We start from the raw sequence: 13,089 nt of genomic DNA, 5'->3' as shown, positions 1-13,089 counted from the left end.
GGGGAGGGAGACGAGGGGGCACAGCCACCCCCCCCCCCCCCCCCGCCCCCCCCCCCCCCCCCCCCCCCCCCCCCCCCCCCCCCCCCCCCCCCCCCCCCGGCACCCAAGCAACCACGCGCGTATACCCGAAGAAGGACGGAAAACGCACGATGTCGAACTTCACCGCGGCCGACGTCAAGAAGCTCCGGGACCTGACCGGTTCCGGCATGATGGACTGTAAGAAGGCGCTGGAGGAGGCCGACGGCGACTTCGAGAAGGCCGTCGAGATCCTGCGCATCAAGGGCGCCAAGGACGTGGGCAAGCGCGCCGAGCGCGCCACCGCGCAGGGCTTGGTCGCCGCCGACAGCGGCGTCATGGTCGAGCTGAACTGCGAGACCGACTTCGTCGCCAAGAACGACGAGTTCCAGGAGCTGGCCAACAAGATCACCGGTGTGGTCAAGGCGACCGGAGCCGTGGAGCTGGACGCGCTCAAGGCGGCCCCCCTCGACGGCGGCACCGTCGATGGCGCCGTGCAGGCGCTCTCGGCCAAGATCGGCGAGAAGCTGGAGCTGCGTCGCGCGGTGGCCTTCACCGGCACCGTCAGCACCTACCTGCACCGCCGCTCCTCCGACCTGCCGCCCGCCGTGGGCGTGCTGGTCGAGTACACCGGCGAGAACGGCGAGGAGGCGGCCCGCGCCGCCGCCATGCAGATCGCCGCGATGAAGCCGCGCTACGTCACCCGCGACGAGGTCCCGGCCGACATCGTGGCGAACGAGCGGCGCATCGCCGAGGAGACCGCCCGCGAGGAAGGCAAGCCGGAGGCGGCGCTGCCCAAGATCGTCGAGGGCCGCGTCAACGGCTTCTACAAGGACGTCGTCCTGCTGGAGCAGTCCTCGGTGCTGGACTCGAAGAAGACCGTCAAGGCCGTTCTGGACGAGGCCGGTGTGACCGTGACCCGTTTCGCGCGGTTCGAGGTCGGCCAGTCCTGACCCGCGCCGGGACACAGTGATGAGGGTTATGCCCCGCCTTCGGCTTTCCGAGGGCGGGGCATAGTCACGAGGAGGGGTCTACGGTGACTCAGAACGCTCACGGCAGCTTCCGTCGGGTGCTGCTCAAACTCGGCGGCGAGATGTTCGGCGGCGGCGAGGTCGGCGTCGACCCGAACGTGGTCTTCGCCGTCGCCCGCCAGATCGCCGACGTGGTCCGCGGCGGCGTGCAGACCTCCATCGTCATCGGCGGCGGCAACTTCTTCCGCGGCGCGGAGCTGAGCCAGCGCGGCATGGACCGCGACCGCGCCGACTACATGGCCATGCTCGGCACCGTGATGAACTGCTTGGCGCTGCAGGACTTCCTGGAGAAGGAAGGCATCGACACCCGCGTGCAGACCGCCATCACCATGGGCCAGGTCGCCGAGCCCTACATCCCGCGCCGCGCGGAGCGGCACCTGGAGAAGGGCCGCGTGGTCATCTTCGGCTGCGGGGTGGGCATGCCCTACTTCTCCACCGACACCGCCGCCGCCCAGCGGGCGCTGGAGATCGGCTGCGACGTCGTGCTGATGGCCAAGGCGGTGGACGGCGTCTACGACTCCGACCCCCGGGTGAACCCGGAGGCGAAGATGTTCACCGACATCACCCACCGCGAGGTGCTGGAGCGCGACCTCAAGGTGGCGGACGCGACCGCGTTCAGCCTGTGCATGGACAACAACATGCCGATCATCGTGTTCAACCTCCTGACGGAGGGGAACATCGCCCGCGCCGTGCGTGGTGAGAGGATCGGCACGCTGGTCAGTACGCCCACAGCGTGACCCGGCGGAGCGGGTCCGCCGGGGCGAAGGAACAAGGAGCACCCTTGATCGACGAGACACTCCTCGATGCCGAGGAGAAGATGGAAAAAGCGGTGTCGGTGGCCAAGGACGAGCTTGCCGCGGTCCGCACCGGCCGCGCGTCGCCCGCCATGTTCTCCCGGATCAGCGTCGAGTACTACGGCGCGATGACCCCGCTGAACCAGTTGGCGAGCGTGGCGATCCCCGAGGCGCGGATGGCGGTCGTCAAGCCCTACGACGCCACCCAGCTCAACGCCATCGAGAAGGCCATCCGGGATTCCGATCTCGGGGTGAACCCGAGCAACGACGGCTCGATCATCCGCGTGGTCATCCCGCAGCTCTCCGAGGAGCGCCGCCGGGAGATGGTGAAGGTCGCCAAGACCAAGGGCGAGGACGCCAAGATTTCGATCCGCAACGTGCGCCGCAAGGCCAAGGAAGAACTTGACCGCCTGGTCAAGGACGGCGAGTCCGGCGAGGACGACGTCACGCGCGCGGAGAAGGAACTGCAGAACCTGACCGACAAGTACGTTGCCGCGGTCGATGAGCTGGTCAAGCACAAGGAAGCCGAGCTGCTAGAGGTCTGACCTCGGCTCGCAAGAGGAACGCATATGGTGGCCGGGCCCGTTGGGGAGCTGGAGCATGGATCTGTCGGGGAACCCCTGGTGACGAGTGACGGCGCGCCGGTGGCGACCTCGCGCGCCGGGCGTGACCTGCCCGCGGCGATCGGAGTGGGCGTTCTGCTCGGGGGCGGCGTGCTGCTGGCCCTGCTGACCGCTCGGCACGTGTTCGTCGGCATCGTCGCGGTCGCGGTCGCGGTCGCGACCTGGGAGCTGACCGGGGCGCTGCGGCGCGGCGCTGGCATCGAGGTGGCGCGCTGGCCGGTGCTGCTGGGCGGCCAGGCGATGGTGTGGCTGTCGTGGCCATTCGGCCGGGACGGGGTGCTCGCCGCGTTCGTGGTGACGATCCTGGCGTGCCTGCTGTGGCGGTTGCGCGGTGGTGTCGAGGGCTACCTGCGTGACGCCAGCGCGTCGGTGTTCACCGCGGCGTATGTGCCGTTGTTCGCCTCGTTCGCCGCGATGCTCGTGCTGCCGTACGACGGCGCCAACCGGGTGCTGTGCTTCCTCATCCTGGTCGTCAGCTCCGACACCGGCGGCTACATCGCGGGCGTCCTGTTCGGCAAGCACCCGATGGCACCGACGATCAGCCCGAAGAAGTCCTGGGAGGGCTTCTCCGGTTCGCTGGTCGCCGGTGTCATCGCGGGCGCGCTGACCGTCTCGCTCATTCTCGACGGCCAGTGGTGGCAGGGCGTGCTGTTCGGGATGGCCCTGGTGTGCGTGGCGACCCTGGGCGACCTGGTCGAGTCGGTGATGAAGCGCGACCTGGGCATCAAGGACATGGGCACGTTGCTGCCCGGCCACGGCGGGCTGATGGACCGGATGGACTCGCTGCTGCCCTCGGCCGTGGTGTCGTACCTGCTGCTCGGCCTGTTCGTCCCGGCCGCGTAGCGAGAACTCTTAGCTCGGACTCTCCGCTGGCACCCGGTGCAGCGCCGCGACGAGCGGCGCCAGCTCCGGTGTCCGCTCCGCCTCGGCCAGGGTCGCCTCCAGCACGCGGTCATGCGTCGGCCGGGCGGCGTCGAGCAGCGCGAAACCAGCCTCGGTGAGTTCGGTGTAGATCCCCCGCCGGTCGTCCCGGCACAGGTACCTGCTCAGCAGGCCCCGGTCTTCCAGGCGGTTCACCAGGCGCGTCGTGGCGCTGCCGGACAGCGCGGCCGCCCGCGCGAGCTGCTGCATCCGCATGTGCCAGCCGTCTTGCCGCGACAGCGCGTCGAGCACCGTGTACTCGACCACCGACAGGTCGTGCCCGGCTTGCAGCGCGCGTTCCAGCGCGGCGTCGATCATCCCGTGCAGCGCGGCCAGTGTCCGCCAGCCCTGCGCGCGCACCTGCACCGCGTCGTCGGAGATGCCCACGCCGGTTCCTCCCTGTCGCCTGTCCCACAGTCTAGCAGTTTGCGCTGATATCCCGCGTCTGCAACTATCTATCTTGCGTCCGCTGATAGTTGCAGACGCTTGTTGTCTCGAAGTGGAAGGGATGGAATCGGCATGCCTCTTGGCCTGCTCGCCCTCGCCATCGGGGGATTCGGGATCGGGCTCACCGAGTTCGTGATCATGGGTCTGCTGCCCGAGGTGGCCGGGGAGTTCGCGGTCTCCGAGTCCACCGCGGGCTGGCTGATCTCCGGCTACGCGCTCAGCGTCGCGGTGGGCGCGATCCTGCTCACCGCGGCTGTGACCCGCCTACCGCGCAAACGAGTGCTGCTCGGGCTGATGGTGCTGTTCATCGTCGGCAACCTGCTGTCCGCGGTGGCGCCCGACTACTGGAGCATGATGCTCGGCCGGGTGATCGCGGCGCTGTGCCACGGCGCGTTCTTCGGCATCGGCGCGGTGGTCGCCGCCGACCTGGTCGCCCCGGAGAAGCGAGGCGGCGCGATCGCGCTGATGTTCACCGGCCTGACCATGGCGAACGTGCTGGGCGTTCCGCTGGGCACGCTGCTCGGCCAGCAGCTCGGCTGGCGCTCCACCTTCTGGGCGATCACCGTCATCGGCGTCGTCGCGCTGGCCGGGGTGGCGGTGCTGGTGCCCGGCACGGTGGCCGCGGGCGGGGCCGGGCTGCGGGGCGAGTTGAGCGCGTTCGCCCAGCCGCAGGTCTGGTTCTCCCTGGCGGTCACGGTCCTCGGGTTCGGCGGGATGTTCGGCGCGTTCACCTACATCGCGTACACGCTCACGGAGGTGTCCGGGTTCGCCGCGGCGACGGTGCCGTGGCTGTTGTTGATCTTCGGCGTGGGCCAGTTCGCGGGCAACGTCCTGGGCGGCCGGGCCGCCGACCGGTCGGTCTCGCGAACCCTGACCACGGTGCTGGTGGCTCTTACCGTTGTCCTCGCGTTCTTCGCCCTTACCGCGGGAAGCCAGACGCTCACCGTCGTGTCGATGCTGCTGATGGGCGCGACCGGGTTCGCCACCGTCTCCGGCCTGCAGATGCGGATCATGCGCTACGCCGGCCAGGCGCCGACCCTGGCCTCCGGGGCGAACATCGCCGCGTTCAACATCGGCAACGCCCTGGGCGCGTGGCTGGGCGGCGTGACGATCAGCGCGGGCCTCGGGTACACCTCGCCGGTCTGGGCGGGCGCCGCGCTCACCCTCGCCGGTCTCGGCGTGCTGGTGGCTGCCGACCGGGCGAGCCGCCGCGCGCCCGTGCCGGTGTAGCGGCTGCGGAAAGCAGTCGGAAAAAGCCAAGTGGCCCCCGCCGCGGAGAGCGGCGGGGGCCACGAGGTCAGGGTTTACCTGGCGAAGGTCAGCTGGTCGGCCGGGCCTTCAGGTTCACCTCGATGGTGTTGCCGGGACCGGCGGTCAGGTCGCTGAGCGCGCTGGTCACCGAACCGCAGCCCTGCACGGGGGGCAGGGTGTAGGTGCCGGTCAGCTTGCCGCCCACCACCGGGTCGAAGCCCGGCTTGGACTGCAGCGGAACGTTGACCGGGGTCTTGGTCTGGCAGGTCGAGCCCGTCGCGATCGGGAAGCCGAGGAGGGTGAGCCTCGACAGCTTGACGTTCACGTTGGAGGTCGACTTGAGCACGCCGCCCGCGAGGGCGCCGGTGGTCTTGCCGACCGGGAGGAACTCGATCTTCGCGCTGACCGGGAAGAAGCCCCAGATGCGGAAGTTGCCCTGGGTCGGCCGCAGCGCCAGGTCCGCCTCGAACGCGCCGGTGGCCGGGTTGACCGACGCGTCGACGCCGCCCACCAGGTTGATGGTGCCCGGGAGCTTCTTGAGGACGGTCTTGCCGCTGAGGTCGTACGCGTACTTGATGACGTCCGGGATCTCGCGCGGCTTGGTCTTGACCGTCAGCGGGGCGCTGGCCTCGGAGACGTTGCCCGCGGCGTCCTTGGCCACGACGGTGAAGGTGTACTCGGTGTCGGGGTTCAGGCCCGCGATCGTCGCCGCCGTGCCCGCGCCGCTGGCCACCGGAGCGGCGCCGTTGAACACCTGGTAGCCGGTGACGCCGACGTTGTCGGTCGCCGCGTCCCACACCAGCGAGACGCTGCTGTCCGTGGTGCCGGTAGCCGTCAGGTTGGTGGGGGCGGTCGGCTTGGTGGTGTCGGCCTCCTTGTCGGTGCGGACGGTGAAGCCCGCGCTCGGGTCGGAGACGTTGCCCGCGGCGTCCTTCGCCTTGACGGTGAAGGTGTACTCGGTGTCGGCGGTGAGGCCGTTCACCGTGGCCGAGGTGCCGGTGACGGTGGCCACCGAGGTGGCGCCGTTGAACACCTCGTAGCCGGTGACGCCGGTGTCGTCGGACGACGCGTCCCAGGCCAGCGCGACGCTGGTCTCGGTCACGTCGGTCGAGCGGACGTTGCTCGGCGCGGTCGGCTTCTCGGTGTCCGGCTTGGGCTCGGTGCGGGTGTTGGCCGCCGCGCTCGGGTCGGACTTGTTGCCCGCGGCGTCCTTGGCCACGACCGTGAAGCTGTAGTCGGTGCCGGGCTCAAGGCCGTCGATCGTCGTCGAGGTGCCCTCGACGCTCTTGGTCTGGCCGTTGCCGTAGAGCACGTCGTAGCCGGTGACGCCCACGTTGTCGGTCGAGGCGACCCACTCAAGGGAGACACTGGACTGGGTGACGCCGGTGACGGCCAGGCCCGTGGGAACGCTGGGCTTGGCGGTGTCCGGGCCCGCGGTGGTCTTGACCGTCAGCGGGGCGCTGGCGGCCGAGGTGTTGCCCGCGGCGTCCTTGGCGACGACGGTGAAGGTGTACTCGGTGCTCTCAGCCAGGCCATCGATGGTCGCCGAGGGCTCGGTGACGGCCTTGGTCTGGCCGTTGCCGTAGCGGACCTCGTAGCCGGTGACGGCCACGTTGTCGCTGGCGGCGTCCCACTTCAGGCCGATGCTGGATGCGGAGGCGCCGGTGCTGCTCAGGTTCGCGGGCGCCGAGGGGGCCTCGGTGTCCGGCGCTTCCAGGGTGGTGACGGCCAGCGGGGCGCTGGCGTCGGAGACGTTGCCCGCGGCGTCCTTGGCCACGACGGTGAAGCTGTACTCGGTCTTCGCGGTCAGGCCGTCGATGGTCGCCGTGGTGCCGGTGACGCTCTTGGTCTGGCCGTTGCCGTAGCGGACCTCGTAGCCGGTGACGCCCACGTTGTCGCTGGCGGCGGCCCAGGTCAGGTCGACGCTGTTCTGCGTGACGTTGGCCGACTGCAGGTTGCCGGGCGTGGTCGGCTTCTCCCGGTCCACGCCTGCGTTGGTCTTGCCGGTGACCGGGTCGCTGGCGGGCGAGATGTTGCCCGCGGCGTCCTTGGCCACGACGGTGAAGCTGTACTCGGTGTTGGCGGTCAGGCCGTCGATGGTCGCCGTGGTGCCGGTGGCGGCCTTGGTCTGGCCGTTGCCGTAGCGGACCTCGTAGCCGGTGACGCCGACGTTGTCGGTGGACGGGGCCCACGAGAGCGCGATGCTGGTCTCGGTGGTCTCGCCGACGGCGACGCCGGTCACCTTCGCGGGCGCGACGGTGTCCGGGATGTCCTCGACGGTGAAGGTGTGCAGGACGTTGTTCTGACCCGTGGTCGGGGTGCAGTCCGCGGTGAAGGTGCCCAGGTCAGTGGGGGTGCCGTTGGCGCGCAGCGGGGTCATGGTCAGCACCAGGTCGTGCACCGACAGGGTCGCGGTGCCCGGCTTGGTGAACTGCAGCGCGGGGGCGGCGCCCTTCGCGTTGACGACCAGGTCGTTGCCCGTCGGCGGGATCGGCTGGTTCGGCACCGCGGTCGGCACGCCGACGGCGAGGTGGCCCTGCGGGGCGCTCACCAGCGAGGTGGCCAGCGCCGTGCCCTGGATGGTCTCGGCGCCCACGAGCCGCAGGCCCTGGGTGGCGGTCGCACCCGCGTTGGACACCGCGGTGATGGCGATCGGCGGGGTGAACTCGCCTGCCTTGACCTTGGTGGGCAGCGCGTTGGTGTTGATGTCCACCGTGACCGTCTGGTTGCCGATCAGCGGGAACGGGCAGGAGTAGACCTGCTTGAGCGGCGGGACGTTGCCCACGCCGACGGTGGCTTCCGGCGCCACGGTCGGGCCGGTCACCTCGTAGGTCTGCAGGATGGTGTCCTGGCCCGGGGTCGGCGTGCAGTCCGCGGTGAACGTGCCCAGGTCGGTGGGGGAGCCGTCCGCCTTGAGCGGCGTCATCTCCAGCACCAGGTCGGTCACCGCGAGGGTGGCGGTGCCCGCCTGGTCGAACCGCAGTGCCGGGGCGCTGCCGACGGCGTTGACCACGAGGTCGTTGCCGACCGGCGGGATGGCCTGCTCGGGGACGCTGGTCGGGACCTGGACGGTCAGGTCGCCCTGGCTGCCGGGCAGCTTCACGACCGAGGTGGCCCGGGCGGTGCCCTTGATGCGCTCGGCGCCGATGAGCCGCAGGCCCTGGGTGGCGGTCGCGCCCGCGTTCGAGACAGCCGTGATCTCGATCTGGGGGGTGAACTTGCCCGTGGTGATCGTCGAAGGCTGCGTGGTCTTGATGTTCACGCTGACGTTCTGGTTGCCGATCAGCGGGAAGGGACAGCTGTAGCTCTGGGTCAGCTCACCCTGGGCGGCGGAGCTGGTACCCGAACCGATCATGATGCCTGCGGCCACCATCGCCGCGGTGCCCAGAACGGCGACCCCGGTGGTCAGCCTTCTGGTTGGTCTTCTGGGTCTCAAGAGACTCTTCCTCCCTGACGATCACCCACCCGGGCGCGCCGAACACGGGCTACGGCTCGTCGGCCGTCAGCCCCAATTCGGCACTGCGCGGAAAGGTGTGTTACAAGCACGCTACGGAAGGCTAAATCAACCACTCGGCGAACCCGGGGACAAGAGTTTTCTTCGTATCGTTTTGGCAGCCCTGAAACTTGTCATTCCCGGCCAACCTTGGCCATGATCGATTGTCAGCGGCGCAACCCTGCTGATGGCGGTATAACGACTGGTCAGAGCGGCGGAAAGTCGCTTCCCGGGACAGTCTGGCGCTACGCCGAACGGCCTAGCTGGACAGCCGGGGGAACGTGGCTCTTGTCACAGGAGCCACATTTTATCGGCCGCTATTCTCATTTTCCGCGAAATTGGGGCTTTAGTGCCGTGTCGAAAGGGTGACCGTACTGTTTCGCGGTGTCGTCGCCGGAGAAGTCATTAATTAACCTGGTGGGCGGAATGTTGGTTAGTCGGCGTACGGGTCGTCGACCTCCGCGCCGATCTCCTCTTCCGGCACGACCGTCACCGACAGTGATCGGTCGAGCACGGTGAACACCGCGCCGGTCACGTCCTGGAGCACCGCGGCGCGCCCGAACGGCGTGTCGAAGGGAGCCACGCTCACCCGGCCGCCGAGCCCGCTCGCCGCCGCTGCGGTCGCGTCGGCGCCCACCTCGGGGGACACCTCGAAGAACACCATCCAGTGCGGCCGCTGGTCCGCCGGGAACTCGGGCCCCATCCGCAGCCTGCCCAGGACCTCCTCGCCGCGCACTCGCCAACTCGTGTAGTCGAGGATCTCGCCGTCGCCGATCTGGGTCTGGTCGAACCCGAACAGCGCGTGGAAGAACTCGTCGGCCGCGGCGCCGTCCCAGGTGTTCAGCTCCGCCCAGGTGAACGCGCCGGGGAACCCGGTGCCCAGGTGCCAGCCCCGGTCCTGCCGCCAGAACCCGATCGGGCCGCCGCTGGGGTCGGCGGCGATCAGCAGCCCGCCCTGGCCGGGGATCTCGCGGGGCTCGGTGAGGACCCGGCCGCCGAGATGGCGCACGCGCTCGGCGGTGTTGCCGGTGTCGTGGACGGTCAGGTACAGGGTCCACAGGCTCGGCTGCCCGCCCTGCGGGGTGTAGAGGCCCGCGACGGGGACGTCGTCCACGTAGGCCGTCCGATAGCCGTCGTCGCCTTCCCGGTAGGTCCAGCCGAACAGACCCCGGTAGAACTCGCAGCTCCCCAGCGGATCGGGGGTGGCCAGTTCCACCCAGCACGGTTTGCCCGGCGTTCCCTCCGGGAGCCCGGCTAAGCCGCTGATCGCGTCCGACGGTGTCATAGGGACCGACGTTAACCCGATCGGGTGGTCTCGTCAGCCACCGCCCGGTGGTGATCTACGCCGCGTTTCACCCGGCGGCGACGGGGGCATGGCCTGTGCTTTGCTGGCGGGTATGGGGCTGGTGTCGAGAGCGCGGGAGCGGCTGATCACCTCGCTGCGCGCGGCGGAGGTGCTGCCCAGTCCCAACATCTGGCACTGGCCCGACCTGTACGAGGCGGAGAACCGCGCCCAGGATGTCGACGGGGCGGTCTGGCGGCTGCTGGACGGGGTGGCCGACTGGACCGGCGACGTCCTCGACATCGGCTGTGGCGACGGCTTCCACCTGCCGCGCTTCGCCGAGCGGGCGGCCTCGGTGCTCGGCGTCGAGCCGCACCCGCCGCTGGTCGAGCGGGGCCAGGCCCGGGTCGCCGGGCTGCCCGGCGTCGCGGTCCGGCTCGGGTCGGCGCAGGCGCTGCCGGTGGCCGACGCGAGCTTCGACGTGGTGCACGCGCGCACCGCCTACTTCTTCGGCCCCGGCTGCGAGCCGGGGCTGCGCGAGGCCGACCGGGCGCTGCGCCCCGGCGGCACGCTGGTGATCGTGGACTTGGACGCCGCCCGGCCGCCCTACGGGCGCTGGATGCGGGCGGATCTGCCCACCTACGACTCCGCCGAGGTCGACCGGTTCTTCGAGTTGAAGGGGTTCGACCGGCACCGGGTGTCCACCGTCTGGCGGTTCGAGGACCGCGCGACGCTGGAGGCGGTGCTGCGCATCGAGTTCTCCGCGCCGGTCGCCGCGCGGGCCATCGCCCACGTGCCTGGGCTGGAGTTCCCGGTCGGCTACCGGGTGCTGGTGCGGCGCAAGCCGACCGGCCTGATCGTCGGCTGAGCTTGATCGTGGGCTGCGGCCGCTGGCGCGACCCGCCGCGCCCGGGCCCTGGGCGCGGCGGGTCACCACTCAGTCATCGTCGCTCGCCGTGTTCGCCTCGCCGAGCAGGGCGTACAGCGCGCGCCTCGCCTCGTTGAGGATGTCGACCGCGCGCGCCTTCTGCTGGGGGCTGGCGGCCTGCGAGACGGTCATCGCCGCGCCCGCGAGCTGGCCCATGGCCGTGCGCAGGTCGACCTCGCTGGGGTCGGCGTCGGCGGCGGCCTGCTCCCACGGCGGCGCGCCGCTGTGCCGGGCCGCGGCGGCAGTGCCGTCCTCGGTCAGCTCGAACAGGCGCTTGCCGCCTTCGCCGTCGATGCCGCGGACGAGTCCCTCGTCGGCGAGCAGTTGCAGCGTGGGGTAGACCGAGCCGGGGCTCGGCTTCCAGAACCCGCCGCTGCGCGCGGCGATCTCCTGGATCATCTCGTAGCCGTGCATAGGCCGTTCGGTCAGCAGTGTGAGCAGGGCGGCGCGCACGTCGCCGCGGCGCTGCCTGCCGCCGCCGCGCTGGCCGCCGTGGCCCCGGAATCCCCGGCTGGGCCCGGGTCCGTGCCCGTGCCTGCCGAAGCCGAAGGGCGGCACCTGCGGGAAGGGCGGGGTCATGGGGTCCTCCGGGTGGAACTCGCGCGGGTGGAACTCGCTGTCGTGGCCCGCGAAGCCGGGCCTGCCGTGGTGCTGTCGGTCGTGTCGGCGCCAAGGTCCGCGCCGGTGCTCAGGTGAGACACGCATTCTTCACTCCTAGGTCTTCGGTGTCGCAAGCGGTCGCTCGCGATAGGTCAACGATATATCGGAACGTATCGCGATGCAACAGCGATAGTCGAAAAAGTTCATAGTCGGAACCGACCGTGGGTGTGGTGGTGGAGTGGGCGGGAGCACCCTCGCGGCCGTGGGAGAATGGGGCGGTTATGACTTCACTCCCGCTCGTCTTCGACGCCCCTCGCCGCGGCCTGCCGCCCCGGCACCTCGCCGACCTCACCGCGGAGCAGCGCCGGGCCGCGGTGACCGAGCTGGGGGAGAAGGCGTTCCGGGCGAACCAGCTCTCCACCCACTACTTCGGCAGGCTCACCGCCGACCGCGCCGCGATGACCGACATCCCGGCCGCCACCCGCGACCGCCTCGCCGACGAGCTGCTGCCCCCACTGCTGTCGGTCGTCCGCCACGTCGCCTGCGACGACGGCTCCACCCGCAAGACCCTGTGGAAGGCGCACGACGGCACGCTCTTGGAGAGCGTCCTCATGCGCTACCCGGACCGCGTGACGCTGTGCGTGTCCAGCCAGGCGGGCTGCGGCATGGCCTGCCCGTTCTGCGCCACCGGCCAGGGCGGCCTACAACGGAACCTGTCCACGGCCGAGATCGTCGACCAGGTCCGCAGCGCCGCCGCCGACCTCCGCGACGGCGCCCTCGGCGAGCCCGGCAGGCTGTCCAACATCGTCTTCATGGGCATGGGCGAGCCCCTGGCGAACTACCGCCGCGTCATCGACGCCGTCCACCGCATCTGCGACCCCGCCCCGGATGGCCTGGGTATCTCCCAGCGCTCGGTCACCGTCTCCACGGTCGGCCTGGTCCCCGCGATCCACAAAATGGCGGAAGAAAACCTCAGCGTCCGCCTAGCTGTATCTCTGCACACCCCCGACGACGACCTACGCGACACCCTGGTCCCAGTCAACACCCGCTGGAAGGTCGCCGAAGTCCTCGAAGCGGCCCGCACCTACGCCGACAAAACCGGCAGGCGCGTATCAATCGAATACGCCCTCATCCGCGACGTCAACGACCACCCCTGGCGCGCGGACCTCCTGGGCAAGCTCCTGCGCAAGCACCTAGGCCAACTGGCCCACGTGAACGTCATCCCCCTGAACCCCACCCCCGGCAGCAAGTGGGACGCCAGCCCCAAACCCGTCGAACGAGAGTTCGTACGCCGCGTCAACGCCCAAGGCGTCTCCTGCACCGTGCGCGACACCCGAGGCCAGGAGATCGCGGCGGCCTGCGGCCAACTAGCCGCCGAGGGCTGACCCCCAAGCCCACAGAAGGCTCACCAATACCCCGATGAGTCAGGGAGCACACGCGCCCCCAACCAGTCCAGGCCGCGCCCGAGCCCGCCTGGTGTCAGATGGGTGGAGCAGGGCAGCAAACCCGCCAGCCCTGCCAGGCCGCACCTACGCTCGCCCAGTGCTCGATGGGGTGGAGTGGTTTCTTTGGGGGAGAAGGAAGATCCCTAAACTCGCCGTGGTCGTGGGGCCGAAGGCTCCCCACCCGTCTTTCCCACGACGGGATCTTCCTTCGTAGGGGCCCCAAAGAAACCACTCCACCCCATCGAGCAGACCCCGGAAC

At 70.2% G+C, this 13,089-nt stretch carries 11 protein-coding genes; 7 read left to right on the top strand and 4 right to left on the bottom strand.

Annotated features, from left to right (window positions below; translation table 11 throughout):
* The first annotated feature begins 149 nt into the window (after positions 1-149).
* From tsf to ACZ6SD_RS18475, 4 genes are all read left to right on the top strand, one after another.
* A complete protein-coding gene (tsf, locus tag ACZ6SD_RS18490; RefSeq protein ID WP_465318156.1) occupies positions 150-968 on the top strand; it encodes a translation elongation factor Ts in 819 nt (272 codons plus the stop codon).
* An 83-nt stretch (positions 969-1,051) separates the two neighbouring features.
* On the top strand, positions 1,052-1,783 hold the full coding sequence (gene pyrH / locus ACZ6SD_RS18485; RefSeq protein WP_465318155.1) for a UMP kinase: 732 nt from the start codon (positions 1,052-1,054) through the stop codon (positions 1,781-1,783).
* A 44-nt stretch (positions 1,784-1,827) separates the two neighbouring features.
* Entirely contained in the window at positions 1,828-2,385 is a 558-nt protein-coding gene (gene frr, locus ACZ6SD_RS18480; RefSeq protein WP_465318154.1) for a ribosome recycling factor, read from the top strand.
* Positions 2,386-2,463: 78 nt separating this feature from the next.
* Positions 2,464-3,306 carry a phosphatidate cytidylyltransferase gene (locus tag ACZ6SD_RS18475; protein WP_465318153.1) on the top strand — a complete coding sequence of 281 codons (843 nt, stop codon included), beginning with the start codon at positions 2,464-2,466 and terminating at the stop codon, positions 3,304-3,306.
* A 9-nt stretch (positions 3,307-3,315) separates the two neighbouring features.
* Here the strand turns inward: ACZ6SD_RS18475 and ACZ6SD_RS18470 are convergent, their stop codons facing one another.
* The gene (locus ACZ6SD_RS18470; RefSeq protein WP_465318152.1) at positions 3,316-3,771 is read right to left on the bottom strand and encodes a MarR family winged helix-turn-helix transcriptional regulator; all 456 of its coding nucleotides are present in this window, start codon (positions 3,769-3,771) and stop codon (positions 3,316-3,318) included.
* 132 nt (positions 3,772-3,903) lie between these two features.
* Between ACZ6SD_RS18470 and ACZ6SD_RS18465 the strand changes: the two genes are divergently transcribed.
* Positions 3,904-5,061: an MFS transporter gene (locus tag ACZ6SD_RS18465; RefSeq protein WP_465318151.1), complete on the top strand. Its 1,158-nt coding sequence runs from the start codon at positions 3,904-3,906 to the stop codon at positions 5,059-5,061.
* 88 nt (positions 5,062-5,149) lie between these two features.
* Here the strand turns inward: ACZ6SD_RS18465 and ACZ6SD_RS18460 are convergent, their stop codons facing one another.
* Both ACZ6SD_RS18460 and ACZ6SD_RS18455 read right to left on the bottom strand, forming a co-directional pair.
* On the bottom strand, positions 5,150-8,518 hold the full coding sequence (locus ACZ6SD_RS18460) for a fibronectin type III domain-containing protein (RefSeq protein WP_465318150.1): 3,369 nt from the start codon (positions 8,516-8,518) through the stop codon (positions 5,150-5,152).
* A gap of 490 nt (positions 8,519-9,008) precedes the next feature.
* Complete coding sequence (locus ACZ6SD_RS18455; RefSeq protein WP_465318149.1) at positions 9,009-9,860, bottom strand: VOC family protein; 852 nt, start codon at positions 9,858-9,860, stop codon at positions 9,009-9,011.
* 112 nt (positions 9,861-9,972) lie between these two features.
* Here ACZ6SD_RS18455 and ACZ6SD_RS18450 point away from each other — a divergent pair, with 112 nt between their 5' ends.
* Complete coding sequence (locus tag ACZ6SD_RS18450) at positions 9,973-10,725, top strand: class I SAM-dependent methyltransferase (protein WP_465318148.1); 753 nt, start codon at positions 9,973-9,975, stop codon at positions 10,723-10,725.
* Positions 10,726-10,794: 69 nt separating this feature from the next.
* Here ACZ6SD_RS18450 and ACZ6SD_RS18445 read toward each other — a convergent pair whose 3' ends face one another.
* Positions 10,795-11,490, bottom strand: coding sequence for a PadR family transcriptional regulator (locus ACZ6SD_RS18445; RefSeq protein ID WP_465318147.1), 696 nt, complete (start codon positions 11,488-11,490; stop codon positions 10,795-10,797).
* Positions 11,491-11,666: 176 nt separating this feature from the next.
* Between ACZ6SD_RS18445 and rlmN the strand changes: the two genes are divergently transcribed.
* Positions 11,667-12,770, top strand: a complete 1,104-nt coding sequence (gene rlmN, locus ACZ6SD_RS18440; protein WP_465318146.1) for a dual-specificity RNA methyltransferase RlmN — start codon at positions 11,667-11,669, stop codon at positions 12,768-12,770.
* Positions 12,771-13,089: the final 319 nt, after the last annotated feature.

The organism is Actinokineospora sp. NPDC051303, assembly GCF_055586285.1.
This window is presented reverse-complemented; position numbering and strand designations above follow the sequence as displayed.